Source organism: Campylobacter sp. RM9331 (assembly GCF_020137685.1).
Taxonomy (GTDB): Bacteria; Campylobacterota; Campylobacteria; order Campylobacterales; family Campylobacteraceae; genus Campylobacter_E.
Genome location: NZ_JACGBA010000005.1, coordinates 31811 through 49546, shown reverse-complemented (window position 1 = coordinate 49546; position 17736 = coordinate 31811). Strand labels below are relative to the sequence as shown.

General features: G+C 27.3%; 19 protein-coding genes, 1 other RNA gene and 1 pseudogene. 10 read left to right on the top strand and 11 right to left on the bottom strand.

What is annotated here, in order from left to right; genetic code table 11:
- Position 1 precedes the first annotated feature (1 nt).
- The 6 genes and pseudogenes from AVBRAN9331_RS03400 to AVBRAN9331_RS09855 all read left to right on the top strand — a co-directional run bounded on the left by AVBRAN9331_RS03400 (position 2) and on the right by AVBRAN9331_RS09855 (position 4659).
- Entirely contained in the window at positions 2 to 796 is a 795-nt protein-coding gene (locus AVBRAN9331_RS03400) for a TRM11 family SAM-dependent methyltransferase (protein WP_336612401.1), read from the top strand.
- Entirely contained in the window at positions 796 to 1482 is a 687-nt protein-coding gene (locus AVBRAN9331_RS03395; protein WP_336612400.1) for a restriction endonuclease, read from the top strand. The genes AVBRAN9331_RS03400 and AVBRAN9331_RS03395 overlap by 1 nt, the downstream gene beginning before the upstream one ends.
- Positions 1479 to 2474: a DNA adenine methylase gene (locus tag AVBRAN9331_RS03390; protein ID WP_336612399.1), complete on the top strand. Its 996-nt coding sequence runs from the start codon at positions 1479 to 1481 to the stop codon at positions 2472 to 2474. The genes AVBRAN9331_RS03395 and AVBRAN9331_RS03390 overlap by 4 nt, the downstream gene beginning before the upstream one ends.
- 43 nt (positions 2475 to 2517) lie before the next feature.
- Positions 2518 to 2715: a hypothetical protein gene (locus tag AVBRAN9331_RS03385; protein WP_336612398.1), complete on the top strand. Its 198-nt coding sequence runs from the start codon at positions 2518 to 2520 to the stop codon at positions 2713 to 2715.
- A gap of 249 nt (positions 2716 to 2964) precedes the next feature.
- Positions 2965 to 3801 (top strand): annotated as a pseudogene (locus tag AVBRAN9331_RS09860) (HAMP domain-containing protein); the annotation flags it as partial.
- A 117-nt stretch (positions 3802 to 3918) separates the two neighbouring features.
- Positions 3919 to 4659 (top strand): methyl-accepting chemotaxis protein, encoded by a 741-nt coding sequence (locus AVBRAN9331_RS09855; RefSeq protein ID WP_442862290.1) that lies wholly within the window; start codon positions 3919 to 3921, stop codon positions 4657 to 4659.
- Between the two features lie 5 nt (positions 4660 to 4664).
- On the opposite strand, the gene AVBRAN9331_RS03375 is transcribed toward AVBRAN9331_RS09855, so the two are convergent.
- The 3 genes from AVBRAN9331_RS03375 to AVBRAN9331_RS03365 are packed head-to-tail and all read right to left on the bottom strand — an operon-like array spanning position 4665 to position 7013.
- Positions 4665 to 5339, bottom strand: coding sequence for a methyltransferase domain-containing protein (locus AVBRAN9331_RS03375; RefSeq protein ID WP_336612396.1), 675 nt, complete (start codon positions 5337 to 5339; stop codon positions 4665 to 4667).
- Positions 5336 to 5923 carry a pimeloyl-ACP methyl esterase BioG family protein gene (locus tag AVBRAN9331_RS03370; protein ID WP_336608807.1) on the bottom strand — a complete coding sequence of 196 codons (588 nt, stop codon included), beginning with the start codon at positions 5921 to 5923 and terminating at the stop codon, positions 5336 to 5338. Before AVBRAN9331_RS03370 ends, AVBRAN9331_RS03375 begins: the two co-directional genes overlap by 4 nt.
- Positions 5913 to 7013 (bottom strand): aminotransferase class I/II-fold pyridoxal phosphate-dependent enzyme, encoded by a 1101-nt coding sequence (locus AVBRAN9331_RS03365; protein ID WP_336612395.1) that lies wholly within the window; start codon positions 7011 to 7013, stop codon positions 5913 to 5915. The genes AVBRAN9331_RS03370 and AVBRAN9331_RS03365 overlap by 11 nt, the downstream gene beginning before the upstream one ends.
- A gap of 48 nt (positions 7014 to 7061) precedes the next feature.
- Between AVBRAN9331_RS03365 and AVBRAN9331_RS03360 the strand changes: the two genes are divergently transcribed.
- Entirely contained in the window at positions 7062 to 8348 is a 1287-nt protein-coding gene (locus tag AVBRAN9331_RS03360) for an adenosylmethionine--8-amino-7-oxononanoate transaminase (RefSeq protein ID WP_214117087.1), read from the top strand.
- A gap of 32 nt (positions 8349 to 8380) precedes the next feature.
- Here AVBRAN9331_RS03360 and AVBRAN9331_RS03355 read toward each other — a convergent pair whose 3' ends face one another.
- From AVBRAN9331_RS03355 to AVBRAN9331_RS03345, 3 genes are all read right to left on the bottom strand, one after another.
- Complete coding sequence (locus AVBRAN9331_RS03355; RefSeq protein ID WP_336612394.1) at positions 8381 to 9460, bottom strand: NAD(P)/FAD-dependent oxidoreductase; 1080 nt, start codon at positions 9458 to 9460, stop codon at positions 8381 to 8383.
- A 95-nt stretch (positions 9461 to 9555) separates the two neighbouring features.
- Complete coding sequence (locus AVBRAN9331_RS03350) at positions 9556 to 10494, bottom strand: glycosyl transferase family 90 (protein WP_336612393.1); 939 nt, start codon at positions 10492 to 10494, stop codon at positions 9556 to 9558.
- Positions 10495 to 10518: 24 nt separating this feature from the next.
- The gene (locus AVBRAN9331_RS03345) at positions 10519 to 11799 is read right to left on the bottom strand and encodes an aminotransferase class V-fold PLP-dependent enzyme (RefSeq protein ID WP_214117095.1); all 1281 of its coding nucleotides are present in this window, start codon (positions 11797 to 11799) and stop codon (positions 10519 to 10521) included.
- A gap of 128 nt (positions 11800 to 11927) precedes the next feature.
- Here AVBRAN9331_RS03345 and AVBRAN9331_RS03340 point away from each other — a divergent pair, with 128 nt between their 5' ends.
- A complete protein-coding gene (locus AVBRAN9331_RS03340) occupies positions 11928 to 12656 on the top strand; it encodes an ATP-binding protein (protein WP_336612392.1) in 729 nt (242 codons plus the stop codon).
- 1 nt (position 12657) lies between these two features.
- On the opposite strand, the gene AVBRAN9331_RS03335 is transcribed toward AVBRAN9331_RS03340, so the two are convergent.
- Together AVBRAN9331_RS03335 and rnpB are read right to left on the bottom strand one after the other, a co-directional pair.
- Positions 12658 to 13023 (bottom strand): YbgC/FadM family acyl-CoA thioesterase, encoded by a 366-nt coding sequence (locus AVBRAN9331_RS03335; RefSeq protein WP_214150438.1) that lies wholly within the window; start codon positions 13021 to 13023, stop codon positions 12658 to 12660.
- A gap of 9 nt (positions 13024 to 13032) precedes the next feature.
- Positions 13033 to 13357: RNase P RNA component class A (gene rnpB, locus AVBRAN9331_RS03330), an RNA gene on the bottom strand.
- Positions 13358 to 13410: 53 nt separating this feature from the next.
- On the opposite strand from rnpB, the gene AVBRAN9331_RS03325 reads away from it, so the two are divergent.
- Together AVBRAN9331_RS03325 and AVBRAN9331_RS03320 are read left to right on the top strand one after the other, a co-directional pair.
- Entirely contained in the window at positions 13411 to 14160 is a 750-nt protein-coding gene (locus AVBRAN9331_RS03325) for a hypothetical protein (protein WP_336612391.1), read from the top strand.
- 68 nt (positions 14161 to 14228) lie between these two features.
- Complete coding sequence (locus AVBRAN9331_RS03320) at positions 14229 to 14846, top strand: hypothetical protein (RefSeq protein ID WP_336612390.1); 618 nt, start codon at positions 14229 to 14231, stop codon at positions 14844 to 14846.
- 101 nt (positions 14847 to 14947) lie between these two features.
- On the opposite strand, the gene AVBRAN9331_RS03315 is transcribed toward AVBRAN9331_RS03320, so the two are convergent.
- Genes AVBRAN9331_RS03315 through AVBRAN9331_RS03305 form a run of 3 tightly spaced genes read right to left on the bottom strand, consistent with a single transcriptional unit; the run spans position 14948 to position 17729 of the window.
- Positions 14948 to 15622, bottom strand: a complete 675-nt coding sequence (locus tag AVBRAN9331_RS03315; RefSeq protein ID WP_336612389.1) for a hypothetical protein — start codon at positions 15620 to 15622, stop codon at positions 14948 to 14950.
- Positions 15576 to 15776, bottom strand: coding sequence for a hypothetical protein (locus tag AVBRAN9331_RS03310; protein ID WP_214119818.1), 201 nt, complete (start codon positions 15774 to 15776; stop codon positions 15576 to 15578). The genes AVBRAN9331_RS03315 and AVBRAN9331_RS03310 overlap by 47 nt, the downstream gene beginning before the upstream one ends.
- A gap of 9 nt (positions 15777 to 15785) precedes the next feature.
- Entirely contained in the window at positions 15786 to 17729 is a 1944-nt protein-coding gene (locus tag AVBRAN9331_RS03305; RefSeq protein ID WP_214150496.1) for a transglycosylase domain-containing protein, read from the bottom strand.
- Positions 17730 to 17736 lie beyond the last annotated feature (7 nt).

The window sequence follows — 17736 nt, the reverse complement described above, 5'->3', positions numbered from 1 at the left end:
TATGAATTTTAATGATGTAGATTTAAGCAATTGGAAGAATGTAAATATTGATGTAAATAGCCTATGGCTTATACAAAATAGAGATAATTCTGGCAAACATAAAAATATATATCATGGCAATTTTATCCCACAAATTCCAAATCAGCTAATTAGGCGTTATACTAAAGAAAATGAGTTAGTAATAGATCCATTTTTTGGAAGTGGGACAACTCTATATGAATGTGAAAAACTAAATAGAAAATTTTTAGGAATTGATATTAACGAAAAAATGTATGAATATGTTTTAAATACTATGGGAAATGATTTTGATAATTTAAGATATAGCCTAATAAATTATGATAATACAAATGAAAATATAACTCATTTAATCCAAGGAAAATTACAAAATTTAAATTCAAAATCAGCACAATTTATAATATTTCATCCACCCTATTTAGATATTGTAAAATTTACAAATCACAACAACGACTTAAGTAATATAAGTGATTTAAAAACCTTTATAAAAACATTTTTAAAAACTTGCGAAAATACTTTGCAATTTTTAGATAAAAATAGATATTTTGCTTTAGTTATAGGAGATGTTTATAAAGAAAGTGAAGTAAAGCCTTTGGGATTTTTGCTTATGAATGAGATTAAAAAGCACTTTAAAGTAAAATTAAAAGGAATTATCGTAAAAAACATAGAAGGAAATCGTGGTAAATTAGGAGTTAATTCTATTTGGCAATATCGTGCAATTAGAAGTGATTATTACATCTTTAAACATGAATATATTTTTGTATTCAAAAAGGAGTTTTGATGACTAAAACAGAGCTTTTTATAGACCTTGCAAAACCAGATGAAAACGGCTTTTCTCGTTGGGTTAGCGTGAGTGAGTTTGTTGGTGTTTATAAAGATTTGCAACTTGGCAATGGTGGGAGTTGGTGTAGGGCGAGTAGCACATTAGCAAAAAAATACAATATAGAAACTGATAAAAGCGTTACAAAAGGTAATGGTATAGACAGAATTAGATTAAATGGCTTTAATCAAAAAACCATATTTAATCAAAATATTAGAAAAGATATAAAAGATTATTATAAAAATCAAAAATGCGTAATGCTAGGGATAAATGGCAATAGTGAAAATACAAAAATAGAAATTGACCATAAAGACGGAAGAAAAAACGACCTAAGAGTAAGCGATACTAAAACGCAAGATTTAAAAGATTTTCAACCATTATGCAAAGCTGCAAATGATGCAAAAAGACAGATTTGTAAAACTTGTAAAGATACAAATATAAGATGGAGTGCTAAAAATATAAAAGGTAATCCTTATGATTTTTATAAGGGTGATGAAAGATACACCGATGAATTAGGTTGTATTGGTTGCTATCAATATGACCCAGTAGAATATCGCTTAGAATGTGTAAAAAGATTAATCAATGAAGCTTCTAAATTAACGAGCGAATTTATTTTAAATAAACTTTATAAAGATGATGATTTATGAATTACATAGGTTCAAAATTAAAATTATCAAGCTTTATTTTTGATGAAGTTAAAAACACTATCAAAATGGATTTAAAAGATTACGTTTTTTGTGATTTATTTAGTGGGACAAGCATTGTAGCAAGAACTTTTAAGCCATATGTAAAACAAGTCATTTCAAATGATATTGAGTTCTATAGCTTTGTATTAGCTAAAAATTACATTGGAAATAACTTTGATAAAAATAGAGCAGATTTACTTATCAAGGAGCTAAACCAAGTAATTTTAAAAACTTCGTTAAAAGGGTTTATTTATGATAATTATTCAGAATTTGCAAATAGACAATATTTCACAAACGAAAATGCTACTAAAATTGACACTGCTAGAATAACAATAGAAAAATGGCTTAAAAACTCATATATTAATAATCAAGAATATTATTTTTTACTAACATCTTTGCTTGAAAGTGCTGATAAATTAGCAAATACAGCATCAGTTTATGGTGCATTTTTAAAAAAAATTAAAAAAAGTGCCTTAAAGGATTTAGTTATAGAAAAAGCTGATTTTTTACCCACAAATCAAAACAATTTAGTATTTAATAAAAATGCAAATGAACTTATAAAGACAATAAAAGGAGATATTTTATACCTTGACCCACCTTATAATTCTCGTGAATATGGAGCTAATTATCATCTACTAAATACCATTGCAAAATATGATGAATTTATTCCAAAAGGTAAAACTGGGCTAAGAGATTATATTCGCTCAAATTGGTGTAAAAAAGCTAAAGTTTATGATGAATTAGAAGAGCTTATTAAAAATGCTAATTTTAAATATATTTTTTTAAGCTATAACGATGAAGGTTTATTGAGTTTTGATGATATTAAAAATATCTTTTCTAAATACGGGGAATATTCTTATATAAGCAAGGATTATCAAAGGTTTAAAGCAGATAGCAATAGAGTGCAAAAACAAAATAATACTATAGAATATTTACATATTTTAAGTAGATAAACAATTACTAACACTAACGAAAATGGCGTGGTAGTTTAAGGTATTGTGGTATTTATCATTAAAGATTTTTAAATCATTTTTACTTAAAAACCACTATAAATCAAAGACTAGCAAAGCTATGTTTGAAGCAGGGATAAACGCTATCGTGCTAGGAGATTATCTGACTACAAAAGGCGAAGAAAAACATAAAGATGTAGAACTCATCTTAAAAAGTGGCTATGAAGTAGCTAAGAGTTGTTAAAAATTTTATGGAATTTGAATTTTAAATCCAAATTCCATAAATAATTTATATAAAAATTTTTATATTTTTTTTAAAAAATTCAAAATACTATTAAATTAATATTTATTTTATTTGTTACAACTTAAGATACCCCCCCCCCATTGACACATATTAAAGCATTGCTAGATAGATATTTAAAGGCTTAAGAATAAAAAGTAAATTTTATGCTAATATACGGAGCTTAATTTAGAAATTATTATCAATAGGAGAATGAGAATGAAAATATCTCAAAAATTAGCAATTATAATTGCTGTGTCTTTAGTGATTTTATGCTCTAGTATGATTTATTTATCAAATAGTGCGATGAAATCAATTAGCGATGATACTGATGTATCTATTGAAAAATTAGTCTTAGACGATGCTTTAAAAACTGCTCAAAGCGTTGTATATAGTGTAAATCATATGACAGACCAGTTATATTTAGATTTAAAAAGTAAAGGCATTAGTAAAGAAGTATCATACAATAACACCATAAAATACTTAAGCAATATGGATTTACATAATAAATTAGTGAATTTTTTCGCAATGGATGAAGATGGAACCTACCTAGTTCATTATGTTCAAGCAAGAATTGGTAAAAATCATATAAATGACAAAGATATTTATGGAAAATACTTTATTCAAGATTTAATCAAATCATCAGCAAACCCAGATGGTGGATATGTTAAAACTAAGTTTTTTGATTCTATGATTAACAAAGAAAGAAACGTATTAATATACGCTCAAAAAGATATAGGTATGGGAATTATCTATGCTTGCACCGTGGATTTAGATGAAGGAATGAAAGAAATACAAAAAATCAACGACGATATGAACTCTCATATAAATGAATTTGGAATTAAATTCATAACATACGCAGTGATTATTGGGATAATAATACTTGCGATATTGATATTTTTTGTATTATTTCAAATCTCTAAACCACTTAATTATCTTACAAATAGAGCTACTGAATTAAGTAGTGGAGATGGAGATTTAACTCAAAAACTACCTGTAAATGGTAAAGATGAAATAGCAGCAACAAGTAAAGCCATTAATGATTTTATAGAAAAAGTTAGATTATTAATCGTAGATGCTAAAAATATAAGTAGCGAAAATGCTAGTGTAGCAAACGAGCTTTCTCAAAGTTCTTTAAATACAGGTCAAAGTGTTGAGCAAAGCTCTGTGATAGTAAGAGATGTAGCTAATAAAGGAGATAGTGCAAACTCTACTCTAGCAATCGGAGTTAAAGCTGCAGAAGATGGTAAAAACCAATTAGTAAATGCTCTAAAATATATAAATAATGTAAATAAATCTATTTCAGAATTAAATACAAAAATTATGCAAAGTGCGAATTTAGAAGCTGAAGTATCAGATAAGATAGTAAGACTTAGTCAAGATGCTGATAATGTTAAATCTATTTTAGAAATGATAAATGATGTAGCAGACCAGACTAATCTACTTGCATTAAATGCTGCAATTGAAGCAGCAAGAGCAGGAGAGCATGGGCGTGGGTTTGCCGTAGTAGCTGATGAAGTAAGAAAATTAGCAGAAAGAACCCAGCATTCATTAGTAGAAATAAACGCAACAATAAGTGTTATAACACAAGGTATAGAAGATGCAAGTGGTCAAATGAGCCTAAATGCAAAAAGCATTGGGGAACTGACGAAATTAGCTGATAATACTCAAAAAACTATGAACGATATGAATGAAGCTATGAATAATGTAATAGGAATTTCAAATCAAACCGTAGATGATTATATAATCACTAGCAAGGTTATGGATGATATATTATCAGGAGTTAATAATATCAATAAAATAACTCACGAAAACGCAAGAAGCGTAGAAGAAATAGCAGGAGCAGCAAATCATCTTAGCAACATTACAGAAAAATTAAACTCAAAACTAAATGAATTTAGAACTTGAGTAAATCATTTGCTAGCACTAACGAAAATGGCGTGGTAGTTTAAGGTATTGTGATATTTATCATTAAAGATTTTTAAATCATTTTTACCTAAAAATACCCCGCTAAAGGCATTTACTCCACTAAGTTTTAAATGCCTAAAAAGCTCAATACTTGAGCTAAAATTTAGCTCATAATCTTTCTCAAAAATCTTTATATTTTTATAATACGGCTTTAAAATCCGCTCTATTTCATCAATATTTAAATACTCAAGCCCTACGCCAAAATGCTCTTTAATTTGCCAAAGATTATTCACTCCAAAAGTGCTAAAAAATAGCTTAGAATTTGATTTAGAAATTTCATTTATTAATTTTGCTAAATCAAGCCACTGAAAACACGCATTTGAAATAACTAAATCAAAATCCATTTTAGCTAAAAATGAGTTTTCAAAATCTCTTAAATCGTGCTTTACGAAAATAAATTCCTTGCCATAATCACAGCTAAAATCATTAATATCCACGCAATAAAACTCACTAAATTCTATCTTTTTAGCCACCATTTTACTAAACTCGCCCCTATTTGAGCCAAGCTCAAGCACCCTATCAAAACGCCCATTTATTTCGCTAAGTAAAACTTCTCTCATATCATTTTGCACGATAGCATTTTTAAAATAAGTATCTTTTGCTCTTAAAAAACTTTTCATATTTCATCCCAGCTTAAAAACTCATCAAAGCAAAAATGAGAAGCATTAATTTTATTAATATTTTTAAAGCTTTTTAAAAGTGCATTTTGTGGGAAAATTTTATCATCATTTGATGAGTATGCCAAATCATAATCTTGCCAAATACAAGGCTTTTTAGAAATTTCTATAATACTTAAAAGCTCATCTTTAGGATTTTGATTAAATGCCTTATTTATCCCGCCACAATTATTTAAAAAGCTTTCTTTATCAAATCTTTTAGCCGTAATTTTAAAAAGCTTTTCGCTAATTCCAAACTCATCATCAATACCTTTTATAGTGCCATTTATCGCTATTTTTTGCACGATATTAAGCGAACTTAAATCGCACTTGCAAGACACCATAACACCCATTGAAAAAGCGATTAGTTTAATGTTTTTATAAGTTTTACAAATCTCTAAAAATCCTAAATCAAATTCCAAATAATCATAAACCATTAAAACATCATTTTTAGAAGCTAAATTATAAGCACTCGGTAAAAAGCCAAAACCACCGAAAAATAGCACCAAATCACTAGAATTATTTTTATGTAAAAACTCAAATTTCATAAAAAGCCTTAGCAAAATTATCTAAATCGCTAAAATCCATACTAGCATTTATTGATAGTCTTATTCCTATATCTTTAGCAGCCACGGTTGGAGTTTTTATACTTGGAGCAAAAAAGCCTTTTTGCATAAGTTTTGCCGAGTAAAAATTAGCTTTTTCATTATCTCCTAAAACTATCATTTTTATGTAACTTTTGCCCTTTATTTTATCTTTTAGCAATTCATTTAAATATGAGCTAAGATTTTGTAAATGCTCTCTTAATTTATCAAAATTAGCCAATTTTGAAAATACAAAATGCGAATAAGCTACATTAATAGGCGGTAAAGCGGTTGAATAAATTAACCCCCTAGCCTTGTTTATAAAAAAATCTTTTGCTTCTTTTGAGCAAATCATCGCAGCACCCATACTAGCGATGCTTTTGCCAAATGTAAGAACTAAAAAATCAATATCTTTTAAATATCCAAGTCCAAGCCCATTAATGCCGAGTGAGCCAATACTATGTGCTTCATCAACATAAAGCATAATGTTTTTATATTTTTTCTTAAGCTCTAAAAGCTTATCAAGTGGTGCAAAATCTGCATCCATACTATATAAACTCTCGCAAATTATTATGATTTTTTCATAATTTAAATTCGTTTGCAATAATTTTTCTAAATCATTTATATCATTGTGTTTAAAGCGTTTAAAATTAGAATGCTTTATGCCATCAATGATACTTGCATGAACTTTTTTATCAGCTAAAAAAAGCGTATTTTTTAAAGTAGCTAAAGCACTTAAACAACTATAATTTAGCAAAAACCCACTGCTAAATAAAAGCGCTTCATTTTTATATAAAGATGATAAGTATTCTTCAAACAAAAAGTATTCATCTCCACCGCCACCAAGACTTCTACTAGCACTTGAGCTAAGTGCAAAATGATTTTTTAAAAACTCTCGTTCAAGCTCACCGCTACTTGCAATTCCTAAATAATCATTACTAGCAAAATTAAGCAGTCTTTTATCATTAAAAATCACAAATTTACCATCATTTTTAAATCTTTTTAGTTCTCTAAAATTATTTTCTTTTTTTAATTCATTTAATAAGTTTTGCATTTTTATCCTTTATAATAATTTTAATTAAAATTTATAAAGGAGTTATAAATGCAAGAAGAATTAGTAAAACTTGATTTAGCACATATTTGGCACCCTTGCACGCAAATGAAAGAGCACGAATTTGTGCCATTAATCCCTATAAAAAGGGCAAAAGGTGTGTATTTATATGATTTTAATGATAAATCATATATTGATTGCGTTAGCTCTTGGTGGGTAAATCTTTTCGGACATAGCAATGATTATATAAATAGCAAAATTTACGAGCAATTAAACACCCTAGAGCATATCATAATGGCTGGATTTTCTCACGAAAGCATTATAAGATTATCAAAAAGACTTACTGATTTACTACCGACTAAGCTTAATAAATGCTTTTATGCTGATAATGGCTCAAGTGCTGTTGAAGTAGCACTTAAGATGAGTTTTCATAAAAATCTTTTGCAAGGAAAATTAAAAAGCAAATTTTTATCACTTAGTAATTCTTACCACGGAGAAACGATAGCGGCTTTAAGCGTAAGCGATGTTGAGCTTTATAAAAAGACTTATAAACCACTTTTGCTTGAATGCTTAAACACTCCTGCACCAAGTGGGCTAGATTATGAAAATGAATTAAAAGAGCTTGAGAAATTGCTTGAAAAAGAGCATAAAAACATAAATGCCTTTATACTTGAGCCTTTAATTCAGTGTGCAGGTTCAATGAATATGTATTCAGCTAAGTTTATCAAAAAGGCTTGTTGGTTAGCAAAATCTTATGATATTGATATAATTTTTGATGAAATTGCCGTTGGATTTGGAAGAAGCGGGACTATGTTTGCTTTAGAGCAGTGTGAAATTGTGCCTGATTTTTTATGCCTTAGCAAAGGGCTTAGCGGTGGGTATTTGCCAATTAGTGTAGTAATTACAAATGATGAAATTTATAATGAATTTTATGCTCCATATAGCGAATACAAGGCGTTTTTGCATTCACATAGCTATACAGGAAATGCACTTGCTTGTGCTGCTGCGAATGCAACTTTGGATATATTTACTAAAGATAATGTTATAAATCAAAATAAAATTAAAAGCGAGTATATAAACTCACTTTGGCAAGGATTTGCTGAATTTAAGAGTGTGCGAAATGTTAGGCATCAAGGAATGGTGTTTGCATTTGATATAGAGCATTTTAATCCTAGATTTGGGCTTGAAGTGTATCTAAAAGCACTTGAATATGGGTTACTTTTAAGACCACTTGGCAATACGATTTATTTTATGCCACCTTACGTAATCAATAATGATGAGATAAATTATGTAATAAATAGTATAAAAGAGATTTTGAGATTTAAGAATTTGAAATGAGAATTTCAAATTCTTAAAATTGTTTTAATGTTTTACTTTAGAGTTTCACTCCATTCTATTTCGGTTAATTTTTTAAGACTTTTTGCCATAAAACCACTATAAGTTTTACCTAAAATAACGCCTATTGCATAGTCTTTTCCAACCGAACAAATGCTACCTTTATCATTGTATTTAAAAGGTTCGTTAAACTCAATTCCTTCAAGTCTTGCATTTAGTCTTTTTGCTAGGTATTTTCCCTGCTTACAAGCAATTTGTGCAGTAGGTGCGAAATTTGAAACAATCGCTAAATCTCCTAAAACATAGCAATTATCAAAATTAGGTGCCATTAAATACTCATTTACTAAAACTCTATTATTTTTGTGATTAAAGCCACTATTTGCAATCACTTCGCTACCCTTAATGCCAGCTGTAAAAATTATAGTTTTAGTTTCTATATAATTATTTTCATCGTTTAAGAATAATTTATCATCAACTTTTTTGATTATTTTATGAGAGCTTAGAACTTTTACGCCTAGATTTTCTAAATAATTTCTAGCTTTTTTAGCTAAATCTTTAGTATAAACAGGCAAAATCTCATCCATTGCTTCAACCAAATATAAATTAATGCTAATTCCTAGATTTTTGCAAGTTGTAGCGATTGAACCACAAAGCTCTACTCCGCTAAGCCCCGCACCACAAATAATTACATTTTTATTCTCATAAAGCTCAAGATTTTTATAAAGTGTTTCAGCAGTTTTTAAAGCGTTTTTATAATTTATAATATTTAAGCATTTATCAAGTCCATCAATGCCAAAGGTATTTACACTCGCACCAAGCCCAACATAAAGCTCATCATAATCATAATTTGCATTCTCGCAAATAACTTTGCCATTTTCAATACTTTTTACATTATCACAAATTAAAGTTATATCTTTAGGTAATATGCTTTTTAGATTTATTACTATGTCTTTTTCGCTTTCTCTTGCTGCTATTTTGTGTAATTCTGTCGTTTTATAATGATAAGAATTATTGTTTATTAGTATAAATTCTGCTTTTCTTAGATTTTTCTTTTTAATCTTTTTAATTAGACTTAAATTTGCATACCCAGCACCTAAAAATACAATTTTTTTCATAAACTCTCCTTTAAAAATATTTAATAAATATTAAAATATTTTTACTTTAATTCATATTAAATATTAATAAAGTTTAAAATAAAAATTTATATATTTTAAATTCCATCAAATAATTCAATTACAAAATTATCTAATTTAATTTGATTTGAATAATAAAAATACTTCGCTAAAACCAAAATACCAAGCAACTCTTCTATATTAGGATTTAAAAATTGTTGTATATATTCATTTTGATTTTTAATAATATTTTTTACTAATTTATCATTAGTTAAAGCATTATCCATTACATCTAAAATGTCGCTAAAATCATCTTTAATTAATAAAAAATGCTCGTTAGGAATTAATTTTCCTTCCATAAACCAAGTTTCATATTTTAATCTTGGAGTAATTGCGATAGAATTTGAACTCATTATCCATTTAAGATTTGTAGCAACATCCCAACCTTCAAGAGAGATTATAAATTTATATTTAAGCTGCTCTTCCTTGCTTAAATAACCTGACCTATTTTTCTTATTTACATTACCTAGATTTAGTCTTTTACAATCTTTAAATTTATTAATAAAATCTATTCTATTTTGCTGAACACAAGCACCCCTAAAAACAGCCAAATCCACTTTATCTTTAAAATCATTTTTATCATTTAAAAAACAAAAATGTCTTCTGCTATCAAGCTTTAAAATCACATTTTTACTATCAATTGGTCTTGATTTTGTTATGGTATTTAAAAACTCACTAGAACAATCATAAAAGAATTTATTTATCTTTAAATCTTTATGAAAATATTTGCTAACCTTGTAAAAATCAAAAGAATATGAAGTGTTTTTTAATAAATTTTCGCCTAATTTAGAATGCTCTACATTTTCTATCTTTTTTAACTCAAAAAAATCATTAATTTTATTGTAATAATTCAATCTATTTTTTATATGTAAAATCTCATCATTTTTTAACTTTTTTAAAGCATTTAATTTTGAAATTAATTGCATATTAAAAAACACTCTTGGAATACTTAAAGCACCAAGTCCTTTTAAATTCATAATTACTTTGCTAATAAATATTCCTTATTTTAAATTCTTATTTAGCTTTTCTATGCTTTTGCAAAGTGCGTTAATCAAATAATCAATATCGCTTAATTCATGAGTATAATGCAAACTTATTCTTAAAAATCCAGGCTTAGCATTGAAATTTTGATTATCCACATAATTTAATAAATCATGCGCATAAGGACCAGCACAAGCACACCCAGCACGAGTTTCTATCCCATAATCATCGCTTAAGACCCTAGCTAAATCATAAGGGCTAACGCCTGTAGAATTTAGTGAAAATATAGGCAATCTATCCTTAATATTTGCAGCGTATAGTGTGATTTTGTATTTAAATTGCACTTTTTTAATTGCGTTTAAAAAATATTCTTTTAAGATATTTTCCTTTTCTTTAATCACTCCAAGCCCTATTTCATCTCTAAGTCTAAAAGCTAATTCACTTTTAATAACTTGTAAAATCGCAGGGGTTCCACCCTCTTCAAGGCTTTCAGCATCGTCTAAAAACTCATAATTACTCCTACTAACATAGCCAACCGTCCCACCAGCTGCAAATGTAGGAATTTTGCCAATAAGCTCATTTTTAATAGCTAAAAATCCACTCGTGCCAACTCCACCTAGCATTTTATGTCCTGAAAAAAACAAAGCATCAAACGGAATTTCAATATTTTCATAAGGTATAGCCGAACTTGCATCAATTGCTAAAATCGCTTTATATTTTTTCGCAATTTCGCTGATTTTTGTAAGGTTTGCTCTAACTCCTGTGATATTGCTAACGGCATTAAAACTCATTATTATTTTTCTATTAGCGTTCTTTTTGCAAATTCTTTCAAGCTCGTATAAATCACTATTAAAATCCCTATGATTTAGCCTAATGCACTCGCATAAACCTTCTTTAAAACTAAGCTCATTTGAATGGTGTTCAATCGCACTAACAATTACTAAAGGCAAAGTATTTTTAGCAATATCATTAAAATAACGCTGTTTAATAAGCGGTGGAACATATATTCCTAATAATTCTTGAAATTTTTTAATAGCCGCAGTTGAGCCACTCCCACAAGCAATCAAGCTATAATTAGAATTTAATCCTAAGCTTTTTTTGATATAGCTTTTTGCGTCTTTATAGTATTTACTTGTTATTTTTGAATTTTTTGCACTATCTGAATGAGTGTTGGCGTATGTTTTTAAAATATTTTGCATTTTTAATTCAATTGATTTTAGTGCTAAAGCACTTGCTGTGTAATCAAAATATTTTGTATTTTCATCTAAAATTATGTCGCTTTTTAGCTCACTAATTTGCATTTTTGCCCTTTGTAAAAATAATTAAAGTAAAATTAGCACAAAAAAATTAAGGGGTAGTTATAGAATTTTTAGACTTTATTAAAAGATATCCGCATTTTTATTTAGACGAAGCGCTAGACTTTTATTCTGTGTTTGGAGATAAGAGTTTTAAACCTAGTTTAAATGATATTAATTATTATATACACGAGCTAGTAAATACATATAATCCTTACGAATTTGAAATAAATGAAAGCGAATGCAAGGCACTAATTCACTACGCTAGAAAATCTCGCTTGGAGTTTTCTATCAACAAATACGGCTCAAGATTTAAAGCTAGAAAGAGCTTTCACTCCTTGATTAATCGTGGTTTTTTAAGACTTGAATTAAATAATGATTTATTGAGTTTTAAGAGATTTTATCCACAAAATAAAGTTATTTTTAATTCTAATTACACTAGATTTTATTTTTATTTTTTAAAAGCAATGGAGAAAATAATTTTAAAAGATAAAGAATTAGCCTTAAGATTAATTAATGAAAAATTTTATGAATATCAGTCGTTTATTTACGAGCAAATTGCTTGTGAGTGGTGCGAGAAGAAATTTAATATAAAAGGCATTAAGAGTATTTGGGGCAAAGATTATGAATGTGATATTTTTTATGATAATTACGAAATATCTTTATTAGGCGAAGTGAAATTTAATGGCAAAAAAATGTGTATTAGCTCGTATTCAAAACTCATTCAAAAGGCTAGATATTTGGGTTTTGAGCCTGATTATTTTATACTTTTTAGTAAAAACGGCTTTAGTAAAAAACTTCTAGCTTTAAATGATAAAAGACTAATATTAGCTAATCACGAAAATTTTAAAGAATTTATATAAATTATTTACTCAAATATTTTTTTAATTCTTCGCTAATTGGGGATAGTTTGCCATCTTTTATATGAACTAATTTTATAAAAGCTTCAAAAATAGCTTTATCATCTTTATAAATTATTTGCTTTAATTCTAAACAATATTTATCAAATCCTACAAGAATATTTTTAACTTCTAAAATATCTCCTAATTTAGCAGGTGCTTTATAAATAGCCTTAATTTCTCTTAATGCAAAAGGATTTTCTTTTAATAAATCTTTTCCTTCATTAGCGAAAAACCATTCGCTCCTAGCTCTTTCACAATATTTTAAATAATTTGTATGATAGACAATCCCCATACAATCAGTATCTTCATAATAAACTCTAATTTGCATCCTAATCCTTAAAAGAGTATGGCTATAAGCCGGGTTTTGTCTTGGATAATCATTTATCTACTTACTATTTCACAATAGCACTCTAGCGAAGGGTTTAAAATATAAGATAAAAACCACCCCTTCTTGCTGCAGGTTGGGTTTATAAGCTGAATTGCTTTTACTCGCATAATCACTGGTGGGCTCTTACCCCGCCGTTTCACCTTTACCTAAAATTAGGAAGTTTATTTTCTGTTACACTTTCCCTTAGATTGCTCTAGCCATCTGTTAGATGGAACCTCATCTTATTGCAGCCCGGACTTTCCTCTTAATTAAAAGCGATTATCCACCATACTCTTACGCCATTTTAACTAAGCTTGTTTAAGATAAAGAAAATTAAAGGAGTAAAAAATGTATAAATATAATTTATATTATCCAGCGGGAAATACTACAGCTTTGGTTATTGGTATTAATAACTTAGATTTTAAAAGTATAAATAATGAGATTTTATCTAAGCATAAAGATGTTGAACAAGTTGGCTTTGTGCAAGATTATGAATTAAAAATGGCAGGTGGAGAGATTTGTTTTAATGCTTTAAGATGTGCGGGAAAGTATTTTTTAGATACTAATAATTTAAAAACTACAAAAATTAAGCTAAATGATAAAGATTATTTATGCGGCATTAGTAGTAGTGATTTTATAAAAGATAATAATATTAAAAAACTATATAAAGTTGATAATTTTTATTATTTAAGATTTAAAAATGAATATAAATTAAATAAACTTGATGATGATATATATTATGTAGATTTAGGAGATATTTTTCATATTATTTATACGAAAAAATTAAATTTATCTAAAATTAATTTAAAAGAATTTGCATATTCATATTTAAAAGATAATGATTTTTTAGACAAAAAAGCAAGTGGTTTTATGTATTTACAAGGTGATTGCCTTGAGCCTATTGTCTGGGTAAGAGATATTAAGACTTTATTTTATGAGAGCGCTTGTGGGAGTGGGAGTTTTGCTAGTTATTTATATTGCAATGAAATTTTAGGTAAAAATTATTTAGCACTAAAACAACCTTCAAATGAGTATTTGTTTTTAAGAGAAGTTGATGGCTTTATAGAAATTAGCTCAATTATTAAAGATATTTTGTAAATTAATATCATATTAACACATATTTTATATATCAATTTAATAACAAATATCAAATCTAAAGGATAAAAATGTTTAAAAATATATTTTTAAAAACTCTTTTAAATATATTTTTATTAAATTATAATGCAAGTTTAAGCACAGCAGATTTTTTTAAATTTTGGGGCATTTTACTTTTAATTTTAAGCTCTTATATATTTTTTGGTTTTTTAATGTTTAAAATGGGAGTAATTAAAAGTATTTTTACTTTTCAAGCATATTTTATAGATATATTGATACTACCATTTTTTAGCATATTATTTTTAAGTCTTATTTATAAGGCAAATTCTTGTAAATCTTGGTTATTTTATGCTGGTTTATTTTTGATACCTTTATTTGTTTTACTTGTATTTTTTGGGGTATTTTATATAATATTAATATTTATTTTATATGTTATTATTATGATTTTTAATACAAATTCTACAAATCTTAATATAAAATTAAATAAAAAATCTTTAATTTTTAGGCTTATAACTATTTGTTTTTTAATTTTTATAGCATTTATATTCCCGCCTGATATAAAATTTATAAAATATGGATACGGAATTGATTATATTAGTTTTTTAACTTTTTTAAATTTTGCATTTTTAATCCCTAGTTTTGCTACTATTTTGATATATTTTCTTAAAAATTATAAAAGTTTAAAATAAGTGAATAATTTAATATTTTAACTTTATAAAATATAGCTATATATTTGATAGTAATATATAATTAAATCCTAGATTTTAAATTGAATTAGAATTTAAAATACTTAGGAATTAAAATAACTTAAAATTTTTTCTTTGTTTAAAATAAATTCTTTATCAATCTCTGTCATTTTTAATTGTGAAAAATCAAATTCATCATAAGGAATTAAATTATCTTCATTTGCTAAATGAATACGAGATTTTTTCATTAACGGAAAATGAAGACTTATTATATTTTCTGCTTTTTTCCATTTATTTAAAGAATACAAAGACTCATAACCTTGATTATAATCCATATAAAAATGGGTATACTTATCTTTGTTTAATACCCAATGATCATCTCCTACTTTATAAAAATTCTTTAAAAAATATAATTTACCATCACTATAATGCATATTAAGAGCAGGCAAATAAATACTATCAATAATGTTTTTTGGCTGTAACAAGGCTTTACTTAATGCAATCTCATTATAAATATGGTCACAATCAATTTTAATCAACCAATTATTAAGTGGAATTTTATTAAGCACAAAATTATAATAAGTATCAAGTCTAAATTCTTTTGATATTTTTTGTTTATATTTTTCTTTCCCTGCAGGAATTACTTTGTAAGGATACTCTAAAGGAGTAAAATTTGGATTATTTTTGCAAAATTGTTTAATTACTTCACTAGTTCCATCATCTTTACCAAATTCATCTAAGTGATAGCCTAGAATTCCTCTTGTAATACCCCCCCCCAACTATTGTATTTAAGGTAATATTAATAGTTTCTATTTCATTATATGCTCTTATAAAAGCCCAAGGATTTATATCCTTTGGCTTTGGTTCAAATAATGATAAAAATTCATGCTTTCTTTTTAAGCAACTTCTTATATGTTTATTATAAATATTCATTTAATCTCCTTAAAACATCAATCCATCTTCTTCTTGTTGTTTTAATATATCATTTCTACTTGCTTTTGGTAAAGGTGATTTGTCTGTATAAAACCAAGTTTTACCATCAATTACTCTTTTTTCAACGCCTTTTGGTATATCAAAAGTTCTTTTAATATTTGGATTTTCTGCTAAATATTTTTGCATAAAATATCTAAATACAGGAGCAGCCGTTCTAGCACCACCTTCATAATATTTCATAGGCTTATTATTATCATTACCATACCAAGTTATTACTTGAATACTAGGCGTAAAACCTACAAACCAAGCGTCTATACTTTTATTTGATGTCCCTGTTTTTCCAGCTACTTCAAGTCCTGCAATTCTTGCTGCACCACCAGTTCCGGCTGCGACAACATTTTTCATCATATCAATCATTAAATAAGCTTGTTCAGGTTTTACAAATTCTTCTGCTTCTTTGGTTTTTAATTCAATTTCATTACCAAATTTATCAGTAACTTTTGTAATCAATCTAATAGGTTGTTTTGTTCCATAATTTGAAATAATGCTATAAAGTTCAGCGTAATTATAAGGACTAACACCAAAAGAACCTAATCCTATTGATAAATCTTGTGGAACATTTGTAAAACCAAATTTAGTAATTGTTTGATGAACAAAACTAAGGCTAGTATCAAGTAATAAGTTAATTGTAGCTAGGTTTCTACTTTTTGTAAGTGCTTCTTTAAGAGTGATTAAACCATTAAAATCTTTTCCATAATTTTTAGGCTTCCAAATCATTTTCTTACCCTGTGCATCACGAGTTTCAAATACTCTCGCAATATCAGCAATCTCGCTAGCAGGTGAATAGCCAAGATTTAAAGCTGTAAGATATACAAATGGCTTAAAGCTTGAACCCACTTGGCGATTACTCATAGTAGCACGATTAAAATTACTTTTATAATAATCAACCCCACCAACTAAAGCTAAAATATCCCCACTACTAGGCTCTGTAACTATCATAGCTCCATTGATTTGGTTTAAATCTATATCTTTATCTCTTTTGATAAGTTCATCATATCCGAACTTAATAGCTTCTTCAGCTATTTTTTGAGTATTCAAATCAACACTAAGTTCAACTCTATAACCACCTGTTTTAATGTCTTCAATTCCCATAGCTTGTAATTGTCTAATAGCTTCATCTATTACATAAGGAGCTTTATTTTGAGTTAAACTCTCATCATAAACAATTGGTTTTAAAGCTACATTTTGTTTATACTCAGCTTCACTAATCCAGCCTAAATCATACATTCTTTTTAAAACCGCATTAGCTCTTGAAAGCGATAAATCAATTCTTTTTGTAGGATCATATGTGCTAGGAGCTTTTGGTAAGCCAACTAGCATAGCCATTTCTTTAAGGCTAAGTTCGTTTAATTCCTTATGAAAATACCCAGCAGCAGCTGTTTTAATCCCATAATATCCATGCCCTAAAAATATAAAGTTTAAATATCTTTCTAATATTTGTTCTTTTGTTAGATTTTTTTCAATTTCATAACTAATTATTGCTTCATTTATTTTTCTTTTAATGCTTTTTTCACTTGTTAAATAATGATTTTTCACAAGTTGTTGAGTAAGAGTTGAAGCACCTTCTGCTAAGCGACCTTTTTGAATATCTTTAATAATTGCTCTAAAAATAGCATCAATATTAATTCCTTCGTGTTCAAAAAAACTCGTATCTTCAATAGCAATTAATGCTTCAATTAGTCTTGGTGGAATTTCTTCAAATCTAGCATAAGCTCTATTTTCGTTAAAAACATTTGCAAGTAAAGTGCCATTTCTATCATAAAATTGAGTTGTAAGGTCTAAATCAAATTCCTTATAATCAATATCTTTATTTTCAACAACATTTAAAAAATATCCTAAAACAACACAGCCTAAAATTCCACAAACAGCTATAAAATAAATAATGTATTTCAAAAAATCT

Coding starts and splice junctions, on each gene's coding strand:
- AVBRAN9331_RS03400 (WP_336612401.1), top strand. CDS start 2: ATGAATTTTAATGATGTAGATTTAAGCAATTGGAAGAATGTAAATATT.
- AVBRAN9331_RS03395 (WP_336612400.1), top strand. CDS start 796: ATGACTAAAACAGAGCTTTTTATAGACCTTGCAAAACCAGATGAAAAC.
- AVBRAN9331_RS03390 (WP_336612399.1), top strand. CDS start 1,479: ATGAATTACATAGGTTCAAAATTAAAATTATCAAGCTTTATTTTTGAT.
- AVBRAN9331_RS03375 (WP_336612396.1), bottom strand. CDS start 5,339: ATGAAAAGTTTTTTAAGAGCAAAAGATACTTATTTTAAAAATGCTATC.
- AVBRAN9331_RS03370 (WP_336608807.1), bottom strand. CDS start 5,923: ATGAAATTTGAGTTTTTACATAAAAATAATTCTAGTGATTTGGTGCTA.
- AVBRAN9331_RS03365 (WP_336612395.1), bottom strand. CDS start 7,013: ATGCAAAACTTATTAAATGAATTAAAAAAAGAAAATAATTTTAGAGAA.
- AVBRAN9331_RS03360 (WP_214117087.1), top strand. CDS start 7,062: ATGCAAGAAGAATTAGTAAAACTTGATTTAGCACATATTTGGCACCCT.
- AVBRAN9331_RS03355 (WP_336612394.1), bottom strand. CDS start 9,460: ATGAAAAAAATTGTATTTTTAGGTGCTGGGTATGCAAATTTAAGTCTA.
- AVBRAN9331_RS03350 (WP_336612393.1), bottom strand. CDS start 10,494: ATGAATTTAAAAGGACTTGGTGCTTTAAGTATTCCAAGAGTGTTTTTT.
- AVBRAN9331_RS03345 (WP_214117095.1), bottom strand. CDS start 11,799: ATGCAAATTAGTGAGCTAAAAAGCGACATAATTTTAGATGAAAATACA.
- AVBRAN9331_RS03335 (WP_214150438.1), bottom strand. CDS start 13,023: ATGCAAATTAGAGTTTATTATGAAGATACTGATTGTATGGGGATTGTC.
- AVBRAN9331_RS03325 (WP_336612391.1), top strand. CDS start 13,411: ATGTATAAATATAATTTATATTATCCAGCGGGAAATACTACAGCTTTG.
- AVBRAN9331_RS03320 (WP_336612390.1), top strand. CDS start 14,229: ATGTTTAAAAATATATTTTTAAAAACTCTTTTAAATATATTTTTATTA.
- AVBRAN9331_RS03310 (WP_214119818.1), bottom strand. CDS start 15,776: ATGAATATTTATAATAAACATATAAGAAGTTGCTTAAAAAGAAAGCAT.